Source organism: Stenotrophomonas sp. GD03777 (assembly GCF_029842485.1).
GTDB lineage: Bacteria > Pseudomonadota > Gammaproteobacteria > Xanthomonadales > Xanthomonadaceae > Stenotrophomonas > Stenotrophomonas sepilia.
This window is the reverse complement of the sequence record NZ_JAOCGL010000066.1, coordinates 1-22,756: the sequence shown is the minus strand read 5'-3', so window position 1 is coordinate 22,756 and position 22,756 is coordinate 1. Positions and strand designations below refer to the sequence as shown.

The following is a 22,756-nucleotide window of genomic DNA, read 5'->3' as shown; positions in this document are numbered from 1 at the left end:
TGCCTTCAGCGGCACCGCGTCGCCGGCCTGCGCCACTTCCAGCAAGGCCAGCGTACGCGGCGGATCCACCATGGCCGCCAGTTCCTCAAGAATGCCAGCCACCGCCGGTAACGCGGTTTCATCGGCCACCAGCAGCACCTGGCCGACGCCGGCCGGCGGCCTCCATTCCCAACCTTCGCTGCTGTCGGCGCAGTCGGCATCGGGAGCCAGCAACACCACACGGTCGCCGGGGCGTGCATGGATGGCCCAGCGTGAGGCCGGCCCGGTCTCGCCATGCAGCACGAAATCAACATCAACCTCGCCCAGCTCTGCACGCAGCTGGCGGATGGTGTAGGTGCGCATCGGCGGGCGCTGATCGTCCGGCAGCGCCCGGTAGCGCGGATACCAGTCCTCGCCGCAGGGCACCTGCGGCAGGTCCTGGCCAGGCAAGGGGAAGAACACCTTGATGCGCTGGTCCGGGCCTTCGGTCTTCATCCGCGCCACGTCGGCGCCGGTGAACACCATGCGATCCAGGGAAGGGGAAAGAACGCGGCGCTCCTTCAGCGCCACCTCGAACAGGCGATAGGTCTGCTGCGCAGCCATTTGGGGGAAACCTCATGCAACGACATCGGATCGGCTGGCTGTCGTGCATCCACGCACCGGCTGGCTGGAGTGCCCAGCCTAGTCCGGCCGTTCCCTGCCGCAAGTGTTTCGGGCATCGTGGCCCGCCCTACCCCTGCGCGCTGCTCAGTGACCCGTGCAGGCTGCCTGCGCCGCACGCTCGCGCTGGTGTTCCCAGTACCAGAACACGAAACCGGCGCCGAAGAACGCCGCCTGGCCCAGTGCCAGGTGCAGCGGGCTACCGCTCAGCAGTGGTGACACCACGCCGGCCACCACGGTGCTGATCATCAGCTGCACAAAGGCCTGCAGCGACGAGGCCAGGCCGCGCTGATGCGGGTACATGTCCAGTACCGCCAGCGCCAGGATCGGGAAGATCAGCGCCATGCCCATGCCCCCCAGGAAGATCGGCAGTACCGCCCATGGCAGTACGAACTGTGGCGACAGCACCACGTAGCCAACGTTCAACAGCACCGACAATGCGCACAGGCCGAAACCAATGGAGACCTGGCGGGTGGGCGTGGTGTGCCCGGCCATGCGCCCGGACAGGAATGAGCCGGTGGTCATGCCGCCGATGGTCGGGATGAACAACCAGGCAAACCCGCCCTCGCCCAGGTGCAGGTGCTGCATCACGAACACCGGCGCCGAGGAGATGTACAGGAAGATTCCACCAAAGCCGATGCTGCCGGCCAGCGCCAGGCGCAGGAAGCGTGGATTGAAACCGATGCGCACGTAATCACGCATCAACGCGCGCGGTGACAACGGCACGCGCGCTTCGACCGGATGGGTCTCGGGCAGGTAGCGTGCAGTGGCCGCCAGCAGGACCAGCGCGAACACCACCAGGAACCAGAAGATCAGCGGCCATCCCGCGCCACTGAGCAGGATCCAGCCACCGATGATCGGCGCGATGGCCGGGGCGATGCCGAACAGCATGGACACCTGGCTCATCAGCCGCTGCGCGTCATGGCCGTGGTACAGGTCGCGGATCACCGCGCGGCCGACGATCATGCCGACACCCGCCGACAGGCCCTGCAGCGCGCGGAAGGCCAGCAGTGTGGTCAGGTCGGTGGACAGTGCGCAGCCCACCGAGGCGCCGACGAACACCACCAGTCCACCGAGGATCACCCGCTTGCGGCCCCAGGCGTCGGACAGCGGGCCGTGCGCCAGGCTCATCAGGCCGTAGAACAGCAGGTACACGCTGATGGTCTGCTGCACCGCCACCTCGTCCACCGCCAGGCGCCGGGCCAGTTGCGGGAAGGCCGGGAAGATGGTGTCGATCGAGAACGGGCCGAACATGGCCAGGCCGGCAAGCAGCAGGGCCATGCGGCGGGTGGAGGGAGCAACAGCGGCGGTCATGGGAAAGGCGTCCGGCAGGGCCATGCGTGGCACGCACGGCGGGCGCCGGTCCCCGTCTGCAGGGAGGGCGCCAGATGAATTCAGGTATCTGGCCATCATAGGTGGGGATTGCGCCTGATGCCATGCAGCGATGCACAAAACGCACGTCCGGGCCATCGGCCATTCAGGCGCAGCGGCCAGGCCCGTAGACGGCCAGCGGGCCCGCAACGGGCTATAATCGGCGGGCAACACGGTGGGAGAAGCGGAACACCGCTGCCGAAGGCGCAACGCCCGTAATCGCTCAGGCCCGATACCACCCGTAACAGAACTCTGGAGAGACCGGTTCGATCCGGCGCCGAAGGGGCACGAAGCTGCGGTCCGCCGCGCTTTTAAACTCTCAGGCAAAAGGACAGAGGGGCGCCCCGCAGACCGCCGACCGGCGGCTTGTGCCCGTGCGTGTGCCCTTTCCTGACGGATCCTTCGCCATGTCCCAGAACACCCCTTCCCTGCGTGAGCTCGAGCACCACAATGCGTTCGTCGAGCGCCACATCGGCCCCAACGATGCCGAGATCGCGCAGATGCTCGACGTCGTCGGCCACGCGTCGCTGGATGCGATGACCGATGCCATCGTGCCGGCCAAGATCAAGTCGCCGGCGCCGCTGGCGCTGCCGGAGTCGATGACCGAAGTGCAGGCACTGGCGAAGATCCGCGCGATCGCCGACAAGAACACCGTGCTGCGCAGCTTCATCGGCCAGGGCTACTACGGTACCCACACCCCGAACGTGATCCTGCGCAACATCCTGGAAAACCCGGCCTGGTACACCGCCTACACCCCGTACCAGGCCGAGATCTCGCAGGGCCGCATGGAAGCGCTGATCAACTTCCAGACCCTGTGCGCCGACCTGACCGGCATGGAGATCGCCAACGCCTCGCTGCTGGACGAAGCCACCGCCGCCGCTGAAGCGATGACCCTGGCCAAGCGTTCGGCCAAGTCGAAGTCGGACACCTTCTTCGTGCACGACGCCGTGCACCCGCAGACCCTGGAACTGCTGCGTACCCGCGCAGAACCGATGGGCATCGTGCTGCGCGTCGGCACCCCGGCCGAAGCACTGGAAGCGGAAGCCTTCGGCCTGCTGCTGCAGTACCCGGACACCTTCGGCCAGGTCGGCGACTACAAGGCGCTGGTCGAGGCCGTGCATGCACGCGGCGGCCTGGTGGCCGTGGCCACCGACCTGCTGGCGCTGACCCTGCTGGCCGCTCCCGGCGAATGGGGCGCGGACATCGTGGTCGGCAACAGCCAGCGTTTCGGCGTGCCGTTCGGCTTCGGCGGCCCGCACGCCGCGTTCATGGCCTGCCGTGACGCCTACAAGCGCTCGATGCCGGGCCGCCTGATCGGTGTCTCCATCGATGCCCAGGGCAACCCGGCCTATCGCCTGACCCTGCAGACCCGCGAGCAGCACATCCGCCGCGAGAAGGCGACGTCGAACATCTGTACCGCACAGGTGCTGCTGGCGGTGATGGCCTCGATGTATGCGGTCTACCACGGCCCGGAAGGCCTGACCCGCATCGCCCGGCGCACCCACCGCCTGGCCTCGATCCTGGCTGCGGCACTGCGCAACGCCGGCGTGCAGGTCGGTGGCGACTTCTTCGACACCCTGCACATCACCGGCGTGCATGCCGATGAGATCCACGCCAAGGCACGCGCCGCCGGCTACAACCTTCGCGCGATCGACAGCGACTCGGTCGGCATCAGCCTGGACGAGACCGCCACCCGCGCCGACGTGGTCGCGCTGGCCGCCGTGTTCGGCGCGCAGGCTGACGTCGAGGCGCTGGACGCCAGCACCGCCGACGCGCTGCCGGCGGGCCTGCTGCGCCAGTCCGCGTTCCTGACCCACCCGGTGTTCAACACCCACCACAGCGAGCACGAACTGCTGCGCTACCTGCGTTCGCTGGCCGACAAGGACCTGGCGATGGACCGCACGATGATCCCGCTGGGTTCGTGCACCATGAAGCTCAACGCCACCGCCGAGATGATCCCGGTGACCTGGCCGGAGTTCTCGCAGATCCACCCGCTGGTGCCGGCCGACCAGGCGCTGGGCTACAAGGAACTGATCGACACGCTGGAAGCGATGCTGGTCGAATGCACCGGCTACGACGCGGTCAGCCTACAGCCGAACTCCGGCGCGCAGGGCGAGTACGCCGGCCTGCTGGCGATCCGTGCCTACCACCGCTCGCGCGGCGAAGGCCACCGCGACATCTGCCTGATCCCGGACTCGGCGCACGGCACCAACCCGGCCTCGGCGCAGATGTGCGGCATGAAGGTCGTGGTGACCAAGACCGATGCCAACGGCAACGTCGACGTCGAGGACATCCGCCTCAACGCCGAGAAGTACAGCGACCGCCTGGCCGCGATCATGATGACCTACCCGTCCACGCACGGCGTGTTCGAGGAAGAGGTGGTCGAGATCTGCGAGATCATCCACAAGCACGGCGGCCAGGTGTACACCGACGGCGCCAACATGAACGCCCTGGTCGGCGTGGCCAAGCCGGGCAAGTGGGGTTCGGACGTTTCGCACCTGAACCTGCACAAGACCTTCTGCATCCCGCACGGCGGTGGTGGCCCGGGCGTGGGCCCGTGCGCGGTCAAGGAGCACCTGGCCCCGTTCCTGCCGGGCAAGCTGGGTGACAACGGCCCGGTCGGCATGGTCAGCGCGGCCAGCTTCGGCAGTGCTTCGATCCTGCCGATCAGCTGGATGTACATCGCGATGATGGGCCGCGAAGGCCTGCGCAAGGCCACCCAGGTCGCGCAGCTCAACGCCAACTACATTGCCAAGCGCCTGGCTCCGCACTTCAAGACCCTGTACACCGGCCGTAACGGCCTGGTGGCGCACGAGTGCATCCTGGACGTGCGCCCGCTGGAGAAGACCAGCGGCATCGGTGCCGAGGACGTCGCCAAGCGCCTGATCGACTTCGGCTTCCACGCCCCGACCCTGAGCTTCCCGGTGGCCGGCACGCTGATGGTCGAGCCAACCGAGAGCGAGTCGCTGCACGAGCTGGACCGTTTCATCAACGCGATGATCCAGATCCGAGAGGAAATCAGCGCGATCGAAGACGGTCGCCTGGACCGCGAGGACAACCCGCTGAAGAACGCCCCGCACACCGCCACCGCGGTGACCGCCAGCGAGTGGACCCACGCCTATCCGCGTGAACTGGCCGCCTTCCCGCTGGCCAGCCTGAAGCAGAGCAAGTACTGGCCGCCGGTGGCACGCGTCGACAACGTGTACGGTGACAAGAACGTGATGTGCGCCTGCATCCCGGTCGATGCCTACAAGGATGATGAAGTCGAGGCTTGATTCCTCACTGCATCGATAAAGAAAACGGCCCGCGCAAGCGGGCCGTTTTCATGAGGGCGTGTGGACCAGGGTCCACACCCACAATTACCCGATCACGGGTCCGGCATCTGTCCCAGGCTCAACTGCCACGATACGCCGAAGCGGTCCTGCACCCAGCCATAGCGGTTGCTGAAGTCGTAGTCACCCACCGGCATCAGCCAATGGCCGCCCTCGCCCAGCACGCGTGCCGCACGCTCGAACTGCTCGGCACCGGAGCACTCGACGAACAGCGAGATCGACGGGCTGAAGGTGAAGTCGTGCACATCCAGGCTGTCGAAGCACAGGTAATGGGTGCCACCGAGCAGGAAGATCGCCTGGCGGACCTGGCCGGGCACGCCGGCGCCGGCCCCCTCGGGGTGGCGTTGCAGGGCCAGCAGGCGGAAATCGGCGAAGGCTTCGGCGTACAGGGCCAGGGCGGCCTCGGCCTGGCCGGTGAACATCAGGAAGGGACGGCTGCGCAGCATGCGGTACTCCTGGTCGACGGGCCGCTGGCGGCCCACGCGATCAGGATGGCACGGCGGATGTATGCCTGCTGTAGAGCCGAGCCCGCGCTCGGCTGGCGGCCACGCGAACAGCAGCCGACCGTAGGGTCGGCTCTACAGAACATTCGGCGACCGCAACCGACCGTGGGGCCGGTTCTACAGCGGCAGTCACGCCTGGCGCATGCGCCGTGCGATGGCGCTGCCGGCGGCAATCGTGGCGGTCAACGCCACCATCGACAGGAACTGCAGGCGGGTGTGCGACTCACTCAGCAGCAGGCCGAAGATCAACGCCAGGATCGCCAGCGCGCAGCAGGTCAGCCACGGGAAACCGGCCATGCGGAACGGCAGGCGGGTACCCAGGCGATCGGCGCGGCGGCGCAGTACCAGCTGCGAAACCAGCGACAACGTCCACACCAGCAGGCAGGTGGAACCGACGATGTTGAGCAGTACCGGCAGCACCCGGTCCGGGAACAGCAGTTCCATCACCGTCGCAGCGAAACCGAACAGCACGCTGGCCAGCACGGCGATCACCGGCACCTGGCGCGGATCGGTCCAGCCCAGCACCGCCGGCGCCTCGCGGCGCTGCGCCAGCGAATACATCATGCGCGAGGCGCCGTAGAGGTTGGCATTGAGTGCCGACAGCAGCGCGATCACCGCGATCAGGGTGATGGCGGTGCCGGCGCCCGGAATGCGCGCAATGTCCAGCACGGCGGCGAAGGGCGACTTCAGTGCTTCGCTGGTCCAGGGCACCACGGCGATGATCACGCTCAGCGAGCCGATGTAGAACACCAGGATGCGCCAGGCCACGGTACGGATGGCACGGGCGATGCTGCGTTCGGGATCTTCGGTTTCGGCCGCCGCAACGGCAACGATTTCGGTGCCACCGAAGGCAAAAACGACAACCAGCAGCGCCGCACCGATCCCGGCCAGGCCCTTCGGTGCGAAACCACCGTGTTCGGTGAAGTTGCTCAGGCCAGGTGAGGTGACCTGCGGCAGCCAGCCCATCAGCAGTGCCACGCCGATGGCAATGAAGGCCAGGATCGCCGCCACTTTCAGGATGGCGAACCAGAATTCGAACTCGCCGAAGTTCTTCACCCCGAGCAGGTTGATCGCAGTGAAGAACAGCATGAAGGCCAACGCAGCCATCGGCACCGGCACCACCGGCCAGACCGTGGCAAGCAACCCGGCCGCACCGACCGCCTCGGCGGCGATCACGATCACCAGCTGCACCCACCACAACCAGCCGACCGTGGCGCCAGCGGTGGCGCCCATGGCATCGGCGGCGTACACCGAGAACGCGCCGCTGGTCGGTTTGGCCGCCGCCATCTCGCCCAGTGCGTTCATCACGATGATCACCAGCGCGCCGGCGACCAGATACGAGACCAGAACCGCCGGCCCGGCCGCCTGCACACCCACGCCCGAGCCGAGGAACAGGCCGGCGCCGATGGCACTGCCCAGGCCCATCATGATCAGCTGGCGGGGCTTGAGCGAATGTCCGAGGCGGGACGGCGAAGCGGTCGGAATCGAATTGGGCATCGGCGGGGCTGGCGGCGGGCTACAGGGGCGACACCTTACCCTGTCCCAGGCCCGCGGGGATAGGCACAGCGCAGCAGGGGGCTCAGGCCAGTGCGGGCTCGCCGACGTTGCCGCCGATCCGGGCGCGATAGGCGCGCGGCGAGAAACCGGTTTCAGCCTTGAACTTGCGGGTGAAGGCGCTCTGGTCGCTGAAACCGCAGGCCTGGCCGATGCAGGCAATGCTGTCGTCGCCATGCAACAGGTGCATGGCCATCTGGATCCGCAGCCGGGTCAGCACCTGCTGCGGGGTCATCTGGAACACCTTGCGGAAACTGCGCTCCAGCTTGGACAGCGAGAAGCCGGTGATGTCCAGCAGGGTCTGCATGCGCACGTTCTCGGCGTAGTGCGCGTTGAGGTGGGCCAGGGCCAGCCGCAGCTGCTCGTACTGGGCGCCCAGGCTGTCCTTCTGGCCCAGGTCGCGGGAAATGCCGATCAGGCCCTCGATGGCGCCATCGACCAGCAACGGGCGCTTGCAGGTCAGGCACCAGCCCGGTTCGCGGTTGGCGAACAGGTGCAGCTCCATCAGGTTCTCGATCACCTCGCCGGACAGCACGCGGGCGTCCTGGTCGACATAGTCCGCGCTGAGGCCGGTCGGGTAGATCTCGGCCGCTGTGCGCCCGATCACGTCCTTGCGTGCGCGCAGGCCCAGCCGTCGCAGCATGGTCTGGTTGACGTGGGTATACCGCCCCTGGCGGTCCTTGATGAAGAACAGCACATCCGGGATGGCGTCGAACAGGGCTTCGATGTCGGCGGGCTCGACTCGCATGGGGCAAGCATACCCGAGCCTGCTTTTGCCCGTACGTTCACCTTTGCCGGACCTGGGTTTAACGGGTTCGGTTCCAGTGTCGTGGTTCCCTTGATGATCCGGAGCCTCCCCCCCATGGCCGCCAGCAAGCCGACCGGCAAGCGCGCAACCGAAAACCACCCCCGCGGCAACGGCGATGAACTGCACCCGCGCGCCGGCGGCAGCCACCCGGCGATGACCACCGATCAGGGCATCCCGGTGGCAGACAACCAGAACTCCCTGCGGCAGGGACCTCGAGGACCCACGCTGCTGGAAGACTTCATCCTTCGCGAGAAGATCACCCACTTCGATCACGAACGCATTCCCGAGCGCATCGTGCACGCACGTGGCAGCGCGGCACATGGCTACTTCGAGTTGACCCGGTCTCTGGCCGCCCACACCCGGGCGCGCATCCTGACCGAGGTAGGCGTGAAGACGCCCGTGTTCACCCGCTTCTCGACCGTGGCCGGTGGCGCAGGGTCGGTGGACACTCCGCGCGACGTGCGCGGCTTCGCGGTCAAGTTCTATACCAAGGAAGGCAACTGGGATCTGGTCGGCAACAACATCCCGGTCTTCTTCATCCAGGACGCCATGAAATTCCCGGACCTGGTGCATGCGGTGAAGATGGAACCAGACCGTGCGTTCCCGCAGGCGGCTTCGGCCCATGACACCTTCTGGGACTTCATTTCGCTGATGCCCGAGTCGATGCACATGATCATGTGGGCGATGAGCGACCGCGCCATTCCGCGTTCGCTGCGCATGATCGAAGGCTTCGGGGTGCACAGCTTCCGCCTGCTGAACGAGGCGGGCGAGTCGACCTTCGTCAAGTTCCATTGGCGGCCAAAGCTGGGCATCCAGTCAACGGTCTGGGACGAAGCGTTGAAACTGCAATCGGCTGACAATGACTTCCATCGCCGCGACCTGTTCGAGGCCATCCAGCGAGGTGATTTCCCCGAGTGGGAACTGGCGGTACAGCTGTTCACGGAAGAGGAGGCCGAGGCATTTCCGTTCGACCACCTGGACCCGACCAAGATCATTCCCGAATCGCTTGTGCCGTTGCAGGTGATCGGGCGCATGGTGCTGGACCGCTGGCCCGACAACTTCTTCGCCGAGACCGAACAGGTGGCGTTCTGCCCGGCCAACGTGCCGCCGGGCATCGATTTCAGCAACGATCCGCTGCTGCAGGGCCGCCTGTTCTCCTACCTGGACACCCAGCTGCTGCGCCTTGGCGGCCCGAACTTCCACCAGATCCCGGTGAATGCTCCGAAGTGCCCGTTTGCCAATCATCAGCGCGATGGCCACATGCAGATGCAGGTGCCCAAGGGCCGCGTGGCCTACGATCCCAGCTCGCTGCAGGACGACACCCCGCGCGAGACACCGGCCGGTTTCCGCAGCCATGCCAGCGCCGACGATGGCCGCAAGGGCCGCACGCGTGCGGAGAGTTTCGCCGACCACTACAGCCAGGCCCGGATGTTCTTCCGCAGCCTTGAAAAGCCGGAGCAGGCGCACCTGGCATCGGCGCTGGTCTTCGAGTTGTCCAAGGTGGAAACGCTGAAGGTGCGGGTGCGCACCGTCAGCCACCTGCGCAACATCGACGAATCGCTGGCCCGGCGCGTGGCCGATGGTCTGGCGTTGCCTGCACTGCCCGACGCGGCGCCGACTGCTACCCCGGTGCGGGACATGCCCCCCGCTCCCGAGGTGCGCGTGATCGGGCGCAACAAGCCCATCCTGCAGGGTCGCTGCATCGGCGTCCTGTTCGATGAGGGCTCCGATGCCCGCGTGATCGCCAGCCTGAGCAAGGCCGCTCGGAAGGCAGGTGCGGAGGTGAAGCTGGTGGCACCAAAAGTGGGAGGCGCCACGCTGAGCGATGGGGCGATGCAGGCGGCGGATGGGCAACTGGCGGGCACGCCATCGGCTGTGTTCGATGCGGTGGCCGTGGTGCTCAGCCCGGAAGCCGCGAAGGCCTTGTCGAAAGAGAGTGCAGCCGTCGAATTCGTCAGCCAGGCGTGGGCGCACCTGAAGGCCATCGCCAGCGACGCAGGCGGCCAGACGCTGCTGAAGGCGGCGCGGGTCGGCAACGATGCCGGCATCGTCGAAGCGGAAGACGCCAAGGCTTTCCTGGCAGTCGCCGCCACCCGCCAGTGGGCGCGTGAGCCCAAGCTGCGCCTGCTGGCCTGACCACTACAACAGGAGAACCGTCATGCCCCGTGGTGACAAATCCGCATATACCGGGAAACAGAAGCGCCAGGCCGAGCACATCGAGGACAGCGAGCGCGAGCGCGGCGCGAGTGAAGGCACCGCCGAGCGCATCGCCTGGGCCACCGTGAACAAGCAGGACGGTGGCGGCAAACGTAGCGGCAGCGCACGCAAGGGCACGAAGAAGGCGGCGAGCAAGAAGGCGCCTGCGAAGAAGGCGGCGGCAAAGAAGGCACCGGCTCGTAAGACCGCCACCAAGAAGGCCGCAAAGAAGACAGCGGTCAAGAAGGCCGGTACAGCCGCCTCGCGCAGTGCTGCAGCGAAGAAGGCGGCCAAGACCCGTGCGGCGAAGAAGACAGTGCGCAAGGTGGCGGCCAGGAAAGCGGCACGTACCCGCGCCCGCAGTTGAGCGCATCGTTCAACGCGGCAACGTCCTCATCCACGCGGCCACTTCGGCTGCAGCTGCGTCGGCACGCGCCTGCAGCAGCAGATGTGGCCCCTCCAACGACACATGGCGGGCATCGGGCAACAGGGCCTGCAGCTCGGCCACGCTGGGCGGCCACAGCAGGCGGTCGTGGCACGCGTGCAGGCACAGCGTCGGCACCTGGATTGCTGGCAGCAATGCACGCACGTCGACCCGCAGGGTCGCTGCGGCGCGTTGCCGCAACGTGCTCGTCGGAGTCCTGGCCAACGCATCGCGCAGCATCGACGTGTGCCCGCGGGTGTACCACGGCCCCAGCAACAGGCGCGCCAGCAATGCCACGGGAGGCAGCGGCCAGGCCGGCGACAGCAGGGCTGCGCTGGCTGCCGGCAGTGGCACCGGCCGACGCGCAAAGGTCGCTGCAAGCACCAGTCCGCGCAGCCCGGTGGGATGGCGCGTGGCCAGTTCAACAGCCAACGGGCCCGAGAAAGACTCGGCGAGCAGGATGAAGGGACGACTGGGCAGCTGCGACCACAGCCGTTGGGCAAGCGTGGCGTGATCCTGCGGTCCCTGCGCGGGCAGCGTGATCGCCTGCGTTGTCAGACCGTAAGCCTGGAGTGCCGACAGGAACGGGGGCGACAGCCTGCTGGAGCCATCCAGACCGGGCAGCATCAGCACGTGCTGCGGCGCGGCCGATGCAGGGAAACAGATCGGCGTTTCCTCGCTCCCGATTCCCATGCCACCTCCTTTGCTGGCAAGCATCACCCACATCGGCAGGCAACGGAACCCCTGCTCCGGCTGTCCTGCTGCTTTGCCGGCCAATGTTGGGCAATACTACCCGCTCTGCCGCGGGACGCGGCTACCCGGGAGAGCCGTTGATGCGATGGACCTGCGCGCTGGCCATGATGGCCATGATGCTGCCACTGAACAGCTCCGCCAGCGATGGTTGGATAAATGGGGATGGCAAGGCGTTGACGGAGACCGATGCCATGAAATCCAGCGGCGGCTTCGCGGCATCGCTGCTGGTCACTTCCGATGCCGACTGGCGGGCCAAGTGGGAGACCCCGCCGGAGACCACTCCCAGCTTCAACGAGGCCAACGAAGTCCACCTGGGCGGTGAGTTGTTCCTGCTGACATTCCTCTCCAACCCGCAACTGGACGAGAACCGCGTACCCAAGGTGCACTGCGATCTGCGCATGCTGCGCCCGGACGGCAGTACCAGTATCGACGAACGCGATGTTCCCTGTTTCACCGCCGCCCTGACCGGCCCGCCAAACCTGCTGTACATGACCAACCTGCACCTGAAGTTCGTCGCCGAGGCCGGTGATCCCAAAGGCACGTGGACTGCGCAGGTGGTGGTCCGGGATCTGCTGCGGAAGGTGAGCCTGCCGCTGCAGGCCCGCTTCGACGTCCGTTGAACCGGGGCATGCGGATGAAGATGCGGCGACTCCTGAGCTGGACCGGTCTTGCGCTTTGCGTGGTCTACCTGCTGTTGACCGCATGGCTGGTTCACGGCGCGCAGTCGGAGGGGGACCCGAAGGGTACCTATATCCTGATGGCGCTCCCCATCACCCTGCAGTCTGCCGCACTCGATGCCATCGGCGCAGGCGGCCTGCTGCGTGGCAAACCCTGGTCGACCGCATATGCAGTGCTGGTTCCGCCGACACTGCTGTTGCTGTACGCAGCCGGCTGGCTGATCGAACGCTCAGCCCGCGGGCGCTAGCCCGCGGCGTCGGTCCGGTGGGGTGCGTCGACGCCCTGCATGCGGGACATCGCAGGCAGGGCGCCATCCAGTATCAGTTACAGGTCGCTTACGCCGCCCGCGCCGGCATGACCGGCATGCGCGGCCCCTGCTCCAGCTGGAATACCGCCACTGACGTGGTCAGTGCATGCGCCTGTTCTTCCAGCGCGCGGCTCGCGGCAGTGGCTTCTTCCACAAGCGCGGCGTTCTGCTGGGTCACCTGGTCCATCTGCACCACCACCTGGTTGACCTGCTCGATGCCGGCGGCCTGCTCCTTGCTGGCCGCTGCGATGTCGCTCATCAGCTGGGTGGTGCGCGAACTGGCCTGCGCCACGCGTGCGATCGCGGCTTCCGATTCAACGGTCACCGCCAGGCCACTCTTCACCTTGGAAGCGGCGTCCTCGATCAGTTCCTTGATCTCCTTGGCGGCGACACCGGCACGCTGTGCGAGCGTGCGCACTTCGCTGGCGACCACGGCAAAGCCACGGCCCTGCTCGCCTGCACGCGCAGCTTCCACTGCGGCATTCAGCGCCAGGATGTTGGTCTGGAACGCGATGCCGTCGATCACCGTGGAGATTTCCGAGATGCGCGCCGAGGACTGATCGATTTCGCCCATCACCGATGCCATCTGTGCCATCGCCTGCTCGGTCTCGCGCACGGCGGCACCGGCGGCATGCGCTTCGCTGTCGGCCTGACGCGCCAGTTCGGCGTTCTGGCGTACGGTGGAGGTCAGCTCCTCCATCGACGCGGCCGCTTCTTCCAGATTCGCGGCCTGCTGCTCGGTGCGGCGCGACAGGTCGTTGTTGCCGGCGGCCAGTTCCTGGGCCGCGTTGTTGATGCTGTCGGCAGCCACCTGGATGCCGCGGACAATGCCGGTCAGCTGCGCGGTGGTGGTGTTGGCATCGTCGCGCATGCGCGCAAACACGCCGTCGTACTCGCCCTCCATGCGTGCGGTCAGGTCGCCATGCGAGATCGCGCGCAGCACGTCGGAAACATCGGCGATGCTGGCCTGCGAACTGGCCATCATGCCGTTGAGGTGCTCGACCATCGTCTTGAACTGGTACTGGAACGCAGCGGCATCGCCACGCATGCTGAAATCGCCGGCGCGTGCGGCGCGGGCCAGTTCATCGATCTGCGCGTTGATCGCCATCAGGCTCTGCTTCACCGCCGCCAGGGTGCGGGTCAGCGTGCCCTTCTCACCCGGGTAGTCCGGCAGGTCGCGGCTGAGGTCACCCATGGCGTAACGCTGCATCACCTCGGCCATCAGCAGTTCCACCTGCACGTGCGATTCGACCAGGCTGTTGGTGGCCTGCACCATGCGGCCGAAATCACCGGGGAACGCACTGGCGTCCATGCGATAGCGGATTGCACCGGCCTCGTGCTGCTCGGCCATCTGCAACTGCGCGCCGATCGCCGCCTGCACACTCTGGCGCACGCTGGCCATCGCCTCGCCCAGCTGGGTCAGCTCGTCGCGGCCACCGAGGCGGAACTCCTGGTCCAGCTGTCCCTTGGACAGGCGCTCGGCCAGGTTCACCGCGCGCGCCAGCGGACCGGTCAGGCTGCGGCCGATCATCACCGAGGCACCGATGCCCACCAGCAGCGCGACGCCGCCCAGCACCAGCAGCTGCAGCAGGCTGCGCTCGCCCAGGCGGATCGCCTCGGCGGCAGCCTCACGGCTTTCCTTCTCCTCGAAGTCCACGCCATCGGACAGCGCCTTGTTCCAGCCGTTGGCGGCTTCCTGCACCGGACCCAGGGTCAGCGCCACGGCGCCCGGGTAGTCGCCCTGCTCCATCAGTTCGCTGGTCTGCTTGTTGAGCGGGCGCGCGATGGCACGCTTGGCCGCGATGGTTTCCGCGATGGCCTTGCCCTCCGCATCGCCTGGCAGCGCCTGGTAGGCGGTCCAGCTGGCCTCATAGCGCTTGACCAGATCGGCAATGCGCTTCTCATCGCTGCCGCGGTCTTCGCCCTGGCGGATCAGCATCTCGCGCCGCACCACCATCATCTGGTTGTTGGCGTCGAGCATCTGCGACAACAGGCGCACCTTGGCCACGCTGACGTCGACCACCTGCTGCATCGCGCGCTTCTGCACGACGCTGGCGGTGGCGCCGGTGGCCACTACGGCGGCAACCAGCAGCAGCAACAGGCCAAAGCCCAGCCCAAGACGCCAGGCGACCCTGACGTTCCTCAAGTAGTTCATGGGGGTATCCAAAACGGGGGGATGTGGCCTTATCGGCGGCACGGCAGGCAATCTTGATCGCCGCCCATCGACGGCGTCGGCCACCGTTCACCTTGGTGAGCCCCCGTCCCAGCGACACCTGCCGCTGGCAACCGGCCGCAATGACATGCCTGCTCATGCGGGCATCAGATCCCTTTCACGGCGGCTCGGCGCCGCCTGCGGGCAAGGTGGCGGCGTACCTGCTGGAGATCCCAATGCGCTCATCTGTGTCCCGATCCACCCTGCTCGCAATCTCGCTGCTGGCGTCGCCGGCCTTCGCGCAGGCGCCGCCGCCCGGGCTGCCCGCCCCCATTGCCGAGAAGGCTGGCCCGGACACCGCAGTGCGCTCCGCACTGCATGCCCAGGTGCTGCTGGATCGTGCGAACTTCTCTCCGGGCCAGATTGATGGTGAGCTAGGCAGCAACCAGCGGCGGGCGGTGTCAGGCCTCCAGGCGGCACACGGCCTGACCGTAACGGGTGAGCTGGACGACGCCACCTGGAAGGCTCTGCAGGCCGATACGATCACGCCGCTGGCCAGCTACACGCTGACTGCTGAGGATGTCGTCGGCCCGTTCCAGCCGATACCGAAAGGACCCGCCGCCCAGGCCAAGCTGAAATCTTTGGGCTACGGTAGTGTGGAAGAAGCCCTGGGCGAGCGCTTCCACGCGTCCCCAGAGCTGATGAAGATGCTCAATCCCGGCGTGGATCTGACCAGGGCTGGCAGCCGCATCCAGGTCCCCAACATCGCCCCGGCCGCATTGCCGAAGGCCGCCAGGATCGTGGTCGACAAATCCGACTCCACGCTGCAGCTACTGGACGCACAGGGCAAGCTGATCGCGCAGGTGCCGGTGTCATCCGGCAGCCAGCACGACCCATTGCCGATCGGCGAATGGAAGATCCTGGGCGTGTACCGCGACCCGCCGTTCCACTACAACCCCAAGCTGTTCTGGGATGCCCGCAAGGGGGAAAAGAAGGCCACGCTGCCGCCCGGCCCGAACAATCCGGTCGGCCGGGTCTGGATCGATCTGTCCAAGCCGCATTACGGCTTGCATGGCACGCCTGAACCCGGCCACGTGGGCAAGACCGAGTCGCATGGCTGCGTACGCATGACCAATTGGGATGCACTGCGCGTGGCCGACGCAGTGGACACCTCGGTGCCTGTCGTGATGCAGGAGTGAGTCGATGCGTCTTTCGCAACTGATCGTGCTGGGTGTTCTGCTGGGATTGGGTGCAGGTTGGTGGCTGCACCGCGATATGGATGAGCCGGTGACCGACGCGCTGCCGGAAGCGCCATCGACGGTGGCCGCCGCGCCGGTGACGGAACCGGTAGCGCCAGGTGCAACAGCCCCACCCGCCTCCACTGCGCCGCCGGCCGCGCAGGCTCCGGATGCCCCGTCCGGCCTGCTGCTGCCGGTGCAGGGCATCCTGCCCTCGCAGCTGCGCGATACCTTCACCGATGCACGCAGCGAGGGCCGCGTACACGATGCCATCGACATCATGGCCGATGCAGGAACGCCGGTACTGGCGGTGGCGGATGGCACGGTGGAAAAACTGTTCGACAGCGAGCGCGGTGGACTGACGATCTACCAGTTCGAGCCCGGTGGACGCTGGTGCTACTACTACGCGCATCTGCAGCGCTATGCCGATGGCCTGGCCGAAAAGCAGGTGATCAGGCGCGGCGAGGTGATCGGCTACGTCGGCAGCACGGGCAACGCCAGCGCCCATGCCCCGCACCTGCATTTCGAGGTGCATGTGCTGGGGCCAGAGAAGCAGTGGTGGAAGGGAGAGTCGATCAATCCCTATCCACTGCTGAAGTCGGCAGCGATGATGCCCGGCGCTGCCAGCGCCACAACGCCACAGTAAAGACAGCCAACGCGGCCCCTGGAATCAGCAGGAACAGCGCCGCCATCTTCCAGAAGAAGAACGGCCACAGCCAGAGGTAGTCGAGGTCGGTCAGCTTCAGCACGTCCATCGGCGGCAGCAGGTCCACCGAGGCCGCACGGCCGGCCAACGCCGGATCGACCTCCAGCACGGTCAGCCGCAGCGAGGAACGGCCTCGCGGCAGTGCGTCACTGCGGCCGTAGCCGAAGTACGAGGCGGCGACCCGGTCTCGCTCGACCGATTCCAGTGCGCGATGGATCTCCGGATCGGTCACCGCCGAGCGGCTCTCCGCGCGGAACTCGGTGCGATCGGTTGGGGTTTCCGCGCGCAGGCGCAGCTCGGGATCGACCGCCGGATCGGCGCCGTCATCCGCATAACGCAGACGCAGTCGCAGCGGGTCGTCGATGAAGCGGTACACCGTGATCTCGGCGGTCGCGCCCGGCTGCAGCACCAGCGGCAGGGTCTGCGTGCGCGAAGCCAGGTAATTGGCGAGCGCGCCCAGCACCAGCACGATGCAGGCCAGCGTCCACAGGCTCCACAGCAGCCACAGAGTCACCCGTGCGACCGTCTCGCCCTTCATACCGAAGTCTCCGTCATCGCTGCGCTGCCCTGCCGGCTGTGCCGCCACAGTACCGAAAACGAAAAAGCCCCGCTTGCGCGGGGCTTTTCCTTCAGCAACACCAGGCAGGGCCCAGCGCTACCGGTCTCTCACTCAGGCAAACGGATCCTGCAGGACCATGGTGTGGTCGCGGTCCGGGCCGGTCGAAACGATGCTGATCGGGCAGCCGGCCAGTTCTTCCAGCGAACGCAGGTAGGCGCGTGCCGCCGGCGGCAGCTCGTCCCACTGGGTGATGCCGTGGGTGTTCTCGCTCCAGCCCGGGAACTCCAGGTACACCGGGGTGCACTCTTCCCAGCCCTGCGCATCCAGCGGAGCATATTCGGTGCGCTTGCCGTTGTATTCGTAGGCGATGCAGACCTTCAGCTTTTCCATGCCATCGAGCACGTCCAGCTTGGTGATGCACAGGCCGCTGATGCCGTTGATGGCCACGGCGCGCTTCAGTGCGACGATGTCCATCCAGCCGCAACGACGCGGGCGGCCGGTCGAGGCACCGTACTCAGCGCCACGGTCACGGATGCCCTGGCCGACTTCGTCGTCCAGTTCGGTCGGGAACGGGCCGCCGCCGACGCGGGTGGCGTAGGCCTTGGCGATGCCCAGCACGTAGTCGATCGAATCGGCGCCGACGCCGGAACCGGCCAGCGCACCACCGACGGTGGTGTTGGAGCTGGTGACGTACGGGTAGGTGCCGTGGTCGATGTCCAGCAGCGCGCCCTGCGCGCCTTCGAACAGCACGCGCTTACCCTGCTTGCGCAGGTCGTGCAGGATGCCGGCCACGTCGGACTTCATCGGCTGCACGTATTCGCCGAAGGCCAGCGCTTCGTCGAAGGTCTTCTGGAAGTCGACCGCATCGGTGTTCAGATACTTGGTCAGCACGAAGTTGTGGTAATCCAGCGCGGTGCGCAGCAGTTCTTCCAGCTGCTTCGGGTAATGCAGGTCGGCGATGCGGATGCCGCGACGCGCCACCTTGTCTTCGTAGGCCGGGCCGATGCCACGGCCGGTGGTGCCGATCGCCTTGCCACCGGCAGCGCGTTCGCGCGCCTGGTCCAGGGCGATGTGGTACGGCATGATCAGCGGCGCGGCCGGGGAGATCTTCAGGCGCGAACGTACTTCCACGCCGGAGGCTTCCAGCTCGGCGATTTCCTTCTGCAGCGCGGCCGGCGAGATCACCACGCCGTTGCCGATCAGGCACAGCGCGTCGTCACGCAGGATGCCCGACGGGATCAGGTGCAGGACGGTCTTCTTGCCGTTGATGACCAGGGTGTGGCCGGCATTGTGGCCACCCTGGAAGCGCACGACGGCGCCGATTTCCTCAGTGAGCAGATCGACGATCTTGCCCTTGCCTTCATCGCCCCACTGGGCACCCAACACTACGACAGACTGACCCATGACGGGCTCCTCGATTTGTTGCGGCCATCGGGGCCGCGGACGGGTAAACCGTGGCGGGGCTGGCCAGCACCTGGAGGGCGGCTCCAGACGGGGAGCGGCCGGCGATGGAAGGCCCAGACACGGAAAAAGCCGAACGGGGAGGCCCGTCCGGCTTTTGTGCATTATCCGGGTTTCCGGGGTCCGCTGCCACCTTTCCGACGGACGGCTTCACCCACCGGTCAGCCGTCCCGCCCGGTGGTGCCGGCCGCTGGCCGGCATCCCAGGTTGCCGGCCAGCGGCCGGCACTACCCTGCTAGTGGCGCGCCCACCACAGCAGGCTCAGGCCGGCCAGCAGCACCAGCCCGCCGAAGCTGCGCAGGGCCGGGCTGGGCAGGTCCAGCAGGCGCTCGGCCGTGCGCTTCCAGGCGAACGGCGCCACGAACAGGAACAGGCCTTCCAGCACCGCGACCAGGCAGACGGCGGCGAACAGATCTTTCATGGGGCACTCCGGAAAAAGCACGGGGCCCGGCGTCTGGCCGGGCCCCGTGGGGTAGTGCCCTGCGACCTCAGCGGTCGTTCTTCAGGTACTGCAGGAACGGGTCGTTCTTGTCGAGCACGATCACGCCATTGCCGTCGGTCATGGAGCCACGGTAGGCCTCCAGGCTGCGGTAGAACGCATAGAACGACGGATCAGCCGAGCCAGCCTTGCCGTAGATGCGGGCCGCCTCGGCATCGCCTTCACCGCGCAGGCGCTGTGCATCACGCTCGGCCTCGGCGATCAGCACGGTGCTGTCGCGGTCGGCCTGGGCACGGATGGTCAGCGACTGCTCCTCGCCCTCCGCACGCAGCTTGGCCGCTTCCTGCTTGCGCTGGGCGCGCATGCGCTCGTACACGTCGTTGATCACCTGGCTGTCAGTCGGCAGGTCCACCTGCTTGATGCGCAGGTCGATCATCTGCATGCCGAGGCCGGCCACCGCCTCGTTGATCCCCTTCAGCTGCTCGGCGATCAGCTCGCTGCGGTCGCCGGACACCAGCTGCTGCAGGGTGCGCGAGTTGATCTGGTTGCGCAGCGAGTCGGTGATGATCGGTGCCAGGCGGGCATTGGCGATGCGCGGATCGCCGCCGGTGGCACGGAAGTAGTCACCTACGTTGGAGATGTAGCCGATGGCGAAGAAGTCGACGCTGACGTCCTTCTGCTCGGCGGTGAAGTAGCGCGCCGGCGCGGTGTCGAGCACCTGGAAGCGGCGGTCGAAGACCTTCACCGTTTCCACCACCGGCACCTTGAAATGCAGGCCCGGCTTGATGTCCGAACGCACCACCTTGCCCAGGTTCAGCACCATGGCGGTCTGGTCCTCACGGACCACGTACACCGAGCCGAGCAGGCCCAGCACCACCGCCACGATCACGGCGATCCAGATAGGACTCTTCATCGGCTGCCCTCCTCACGGCCGCTCGGTCGCCCGGTCGGGCGGCCCACCGGCCGGCCCGGATCACGGGAAGCTTCCACCGCTGCACCCGGCAGCGACGGCATCACCACGTCCGGGTTCGCCACTGCGGCCGGGGCCGAGGTGGTGGGACGGGTATCGCCGGTCATCGGCACGTAGATCAGCTGGCGGCCATCGCCGCCGATCACCTTGCGGTTCTCGCTCAGCACCTGCTGCACGGTCTCCAGCCACAGGCGCTTGCGGGTCACTTCCGGGGCGTCCTTGTACTGGGCCTGCAACAGGCTGAAGCGCTGCGCGTCACCCTCGGCCTTGGACACCACGGCCTGCTTGTAGCCTTCGGCGGTGGTACGGGCGCGCGAGGCCTGGCCCCGGGCTTCCGGCACGACCTTGGCAGCGTAGGCCTGGGCCTCGTTGATCAGGCGTTCCTTGACCTGCTGGGCACCGTTGACCTCGTCAAAGGCCGGCTTCACTTCTTCCGGCGGACGGGCGTCCTGCAGGGTCAGGCCGGTCACGGTCAGGCCGGTCTTGAACGCCTTCAGCAGTGCCTGCAGGCGCTCCTCGGCGGCCACGGCCAGCGGGCCACGGTTGTTCAGCACGGCGTTGAGGTCGGCACGGCCGACTTCCTCGCGCACCGCGCTCTGCGCCGACTGCTCCAGCACCTGGTTGGCATCGACGGTGCCGAACAGGTACTGCTGCGGGTCGTCGATGCGGTACTGGACGTTCAGCGAGACGTTGACGATGTTCTCGTCGCGGGTCAGCACCGGCACCTGGATCGAGAACGTCTTGATCTCGGTGGCGTTGACCTTGGTGACCGATTCGATCGGCCACGGCAGCTTGAAGTTCGGACCGGGCTGCAGGATGCGCGAGAACTGGCCGAAGCGCAGGACCACGCCACGCTGCTGTTCGCCGATCAACTGGAAGCTGGAGAACAGCACCAGCAGCACCACGGCCGCCACCACCCAACGCACGATGCCGCCGTCGAACAGGTCCTTCAGCGGCCCGGGCAAACCGCCCCAGCCACCACCATTGCCACCGCCGCGTGACCCGAACGGCCCGCGTCGATTGTCCTCGGGGCCTTGTCCGCCCTTGTTGCCGCCGGGTGTATTCCAGGCCATGCACGCTCCATCAAGATGTGGGCTGCGGCGCGGGCCCTTCCCGCGGCGCCAGCCGTGAAACCATTACCGATCATACAAGATGGGGCGGATCGGCAGGATCGAAAGGGGGGCAACGGGGTAAGGTGGCGTTTTCCTCGAAGTCAGGCAATGCCGATGGCCCCCACCACCCCGTTCACCGCCTTCCGCATCGAAAACGACGACGCCGGTTACCGCAGCGGCCTGGCCCAGCTCAAGGTCGAAGACCTCAGCCCCGGCCAGGTTCTGATCCGCGCCAACTGGTCCTCGGTCAACTACAAGGACGCCCTGGCCGGCACCGGCAAGGGAAAGATCCTGCGCCGCTTCCCGCTGGTGGGGGGCATCGACGTAGCCGGCACCGTGGTCGCCAGCACCGATCCGGAATGGCGTGAAGGCGACGCGGTGCTGGCCACCGGCTGCGGCCTCAGCGAGACCCGCGACGGCGGCTACAGCCAGTATGTGCGGCTGGAATCGCGTGCGGTGATCGCCCAGCCGGCCGGGCTGAGCCCACGCGAGGCGATGGTGCTGGGCACCGCCGGCTTCACCGCGGCGTTGGCGCTGCTGCGCATGCAGGACAACCGGCAGAGCCCGGAACTTGGACCGCTGGCGGTCACCGGCGCCAGTGGCGGCGTCGGCGCGCTGGCACTGTCGATCTTCAGCCGCGCCGGCTACACGGTGCATGCGATCAGCGGCAAACCCGACCAGACCGGTTTCCTGCACGCCATCGGCGCCACCGAGGTGCTGCCGCGTGAGGCCCTGGCCGACACCGGCCCACTGCAATCGGCGCGTTTCGGTGGGGGCCTGGACAATGCCGGCGGCGCCATGCTCGCCAGCCTGCTGGCGCAGACCGCGCCCTACGGCAGCGTGGTCAGTGCCGGCCTGGCGGCCAGCCCGGCGCTGGACATGACCGTGATGCCGTTCATCCTGCGTGGCGTGTCGCTGCTGGGCGTGTCCTCGGCCAATGCGCCACGCGGGCTGCGCGAGGATGTCTGGGCGCGGCTGGGCAACGAATGGAAACCGCAGCACCTGGACCGCATCTGTACCGCCGAGGTTGGCCTTGATGGCCTGCCGGCCGTGTTCGAGCGGATGCTGGCGGGCGGCTCGCTGGGCCGCACCGTGGTGCGGATCGACTGAACGTAGCAGGCAGGCGACGGACGGCAGATGCGCCCCTCCCGCCGGTAATGAGCCCGCACTACACTGCGGGCATTACATGGGGAACAACATGGCACGCATTCTGATCGTCGACGACTCACCGTCGCAGCTGTTGGGGATACAGCGCATCGTCGAGAAGCTCGGGCACCAGATCCTGACCGCCACCGATGGCGCCGCCGGGGTCGAAACCGCCAAGGCCGAGCTGCCCGACCTGGTCCTGATGGACGTGGTGATGCCCAATCTCAACGGCTTCCAGGCCACCCGCACCCTCGCCCGCGACGAGGCAACCCGGCATATTCCCGTGATCCTGGTGACCACCAAGGACCAGGATACCGACCGCATGTGGGGCATGCGCCAAGGCGCCAAGGCCTACATCACCAAGCCGTTCTCGGAAGACGAGCTGTCCGAAGTGCTGGAGCGCGTGTT

Annotated in this window: 21 protein-coding genes and 1 riboswitch; of the genes, 9 read left to right on the top strand and 12 right to left on the bottom strand. The window is 67.1% G+C overall.

Features of this window, described 5'->3' with window-relative positions; genetic code table 11:
• Nucleotides 1–582 (bottom strand): siderophore-interacting protein (locus N5E02_RS14065; RefSeq protein WP_279946382.1); only part of this gene is annotated, 582 nt, incomplete at its 3' end.
• 144 nt (nt 583–726) lie between these two features.
• Complete coding sequence (locus N5E02_RS14060; protein ID WP_065185519.1) at nt 727–1,953, bottom strand: multidrug effflux MFS transporter; 1,227 nt, start codon at nt 1,951–1,953, stop codon at nt 727–729.
• Between the two features lie 299 nt (nt 1,954–2,252).
• A riboswitch (glycine riboswitch) is annotated at nt 2,253–2,355 on the top strand.
• Nucleotides 2,356–2,417: 62 nt separating this feature from the next.
• Between N5E02_RS14060 and gcvP the strand changes: the two genes are divergently transcribed.
• The gene (gene gcvP, locus N5E02_RS14055) at nt 2,418–5,285 is read left to right on the top strand and encodes an aminomethyl-transferring glycine dehydrogenase (RefSeq protein ID WP_005418289.1); all 2,868 of its coding nucleotides are present in this window, start codon (nt 2,418–2,420) and stop codon (nt 5,283–5,285) included.
• Between the two features lie 92 nt (nt 5,286–5,377).
• On the opposite strand, the gene N5E02_RS14050 is transcribed toward gcvP, so the two are convergent.
• The 3 genes from N5E02_RS14050 to N5E02_RS14040 form a co-directional block, all read right to left on the bottom strand.
• On the bottom strand, nt 5,378–5,788 hold the full coding sequence (locus N5E02_RS14050; protein ID WP_005418291.1) for a VOC family protein: 411 nt from the start codon (nt 5,786–5,788) through the stop codon (nt 5,378–5,380).
• A gap of 186 nt (nt 5,789–5,974) precedes the next feature.
• The gene (locus tag N5E02_RS14045) at nt 5,975–7,342 is read right to left on the bottom strand and encodes an amino acid permease (protein ID WP_053500677.1); all 1,368 of its coding nucleotides are present in this window, start codon (nt 7,340–7,342) and stop codon (nt 5,975–5,977) included.
• An 82-nt stretch (nt 7,343–7,424) separates the two neighbouring features.
• Complete coding sequence (locus tag N5E02_RS14040; protein WP_005418296.1) at nt 7,425–8,147, bottom strand: AraC family transcriptional regulator; 723 nt, start codon at nt 8,145–8,147, stop codon at nt 7,425–7,427.
• Nucleotides 8,148–8,261: 114 nt separating this feature from the next.
• Between N5E02_RS14040 and N5E02_RS14035 the strand changes: the two genes are divergently transcribed.
• Together N5E02_RS14035 and N5E02_RS14030 are read left to right on the top strand one after the other, a co-directional pair.
• Nucleotides 8,262–10,343, top strand: coding sequence for a catalase (locus N5E02_RS14035; RefSeq protein ID WP_164093582.1), 2,082 nt, complete (start codon nt 8,262–8,264; stop codon nt 10,341–10,343).
• Nucleotides 10,344–10,365: 22 nt separating this feature from the next.
• A complete protein-coding gene (locus tag N5E02_RS14030) occupies nt 10,366–10,770 on the top strand; it encodes a hypothetical protein (protein ID WP_164093583.1) in 405 nt (134 codons plus the stop codon).
• Between the two features lie 9 nt (nt 10,771–10,779).
• Here N5E02_RS14030 and N5E02_RS14025 read toward each other — a convergent pair whose 3' ends face one another.
• Entirely contained in the window at nt 10,780–11,520 is a 741-nt protein-coding gene (locus N5E02_RS14025; RefSeq protein WP_065178227.1) for an alpha/beta hydrolase, read from the bottom strand.
• A gap of 167 nt (nt 11,521–11,687) precedes the next feature.
• Between N5E02_RS14025 and N5E02_RS14020 the strand changes: the two genes are divergently transcribed.
• A complete protein-coding gene (locus N5E02_RS14020; protein WP_242014823.1) occupies nt 11,688–12,200 on the top strand; it encodes a hypothetical protein in 513 nt (170 codons plus the stop codon).
• A 14-nt stretch (nt 12,201–12,214) separates the two neighbouring features.
• A complete protein-coding gene (locus N5E02_RS14015; RefSeq protein WP_032954416.1) occupies nt 12,215–12,505 on the top strand; it encodes a hypothetical protein in 291 nt (96 codons plus the stop codon).
• An 88-nt stretch (nt 12,506–12,593) separates the two neighbouring features.
• Here the strand turns inward: N5E02_RS14015 and N5E02_RS14010 are convergent, their stop codons facing one another.
• Nucleotides 12,594–14,720 carry a methyl-accepting chemotaxis protein gene (locus N5E02_RS14010; RefSeq protein WP_095378358.1) on the bottom strand — a complete coding sequence of 709 codons (2,127 nt, stop codon included), beginning with the start codon at nt 14,718–14,720 and terminating at the stop codon, nt 12,594–12,596.
• 233 nt (nt 14,721–14,953) lie between these two features.
• Here N5E02_RS14010 and N5E02_RS14005 point away from each other — a divergent pair, with 233 nt between their 5' ends.
• Both N5E02_RS14005 and N5E02_RS14000 read left to right on the top strand, forming a co-directional pair.
• A complete protein-coding gene (locus N5E02_RS14005) occupies nt 14,954–15,916 on the top strand; it encodes a L,D-transpeptidase (RefSeq protein WP_279946383.1) in 963 nt (320 codons plus the stop codon).
• A 4-nt stretch (nt 15,917–15,920) separates the two neighbouring features.
• Entirely contained in the window at nt 15,921–16,601 is a 681-nt protein-coding gene (locus N5E02_RS14000; RefSeq protein WP_065178224.1) for a M23 family metallopeptidase, read from the top strand.
• On the opposite strand, the gene N5E02_RS13995 is transcribed toward N5E02_RS14000, so the two are convergent.
• From N5E02_RS13995 to hflK, 5 genes are all read right to left on the bottom strand, one after another.
• Nucleotides 16,531–17,199 carry a hypothetical protein gene (locus N5E02_RS13995; protein ID WP_065178223.1) on the bottom strand — a complete coding sequence of 223 codons (669 nt, stop codon included), beginning with the start codon at nt 17,197–17,199 and terminating at the stop codon, nt 16,531–16,533. The two genes, N5E02_RS14000 and N5E02_RS13995, sit on opposite strands and share 71 nt — an antisense overlap.
• A gap of 132 nt (nt 17,200–17,331) precedes the next feature.
• On the bottom strand, nt 17,332–18,624 hold the full coding sequence (locus N5E02_RS13990; protein WP_005418326.1) for an adenylosuccinate synthase: 1,293 nt from the start codon (nt 18,622–18,624) through the stop codon (nt 17,332–17,334).
• Between the two features lie 292 nt (nt 18,625–18,916).
• Nucleotides 18,917–19,102 carry a DUF2065 family protein gene (locus tag N5E02_RS13985; protein WP_065185447.1) on the bottom strand — a complete coding sequence of 62 codons (186 nt, stop codon included), beginning with the start codon at nt 19,100–19,102 and terminating at the stop codon, nt 18,917–18,919.
• Nucleotides 19,103–19,169: 67 nt separating this feature from the next.
• Nucleotides 19,170–20,033 carry a protease modulator HflC gene (locus tag N5E02_RS13980; protein WP_005414169.1) on the bottom strand — a complete coding sequence of 288 codons (864 nt, stop codon included), beginning with the start codon at nt 20,031–20,033 and terminating at the stop codon, nt 19,170–19,172.
• Nucleotides 20,030–21,163, bottom strand: coding sequence for an FtsH protease activity modulator HflK (hflK, locus tag N5E02_RS13975; protein WP_005418335.1), 1,134 nt, complete (start codon nt 21,161–21,163; stop codon nt 20,030–20,032). The genes N5E02_RS13980 and hflK overlap by 4 nt, the downstream gene beginning before the upstream one ends.
• Nucleotides 21,164–21,316: 153 nt before the next feature.
• Between hflK and N5E02_RS13970 the strand changes: the two genes are divergently transcribed.
• Nucleotides 21,317–22,312: a YhdH/YhfP family quinone oxidoreductase gene (locus N5E02_RS13970; RefSeq protein WP_053498913.1), complete on the top strand. Its 996-nt coding sequence runs from the start codon at nt 21,317–21,319 to the stop codon at nt 22,310–22,312.
• Nucleotides 22,313–22,400: 88 nt separating this feature from the next.
• The coding region (pilH, locus tag N5E02_RS13965; RefSeq protein ID WP_279946381.1) for a twitching motility response regulator PilH at nt 22,401–22,756 on the top strand (356 nt) is incomplete at its 3' end.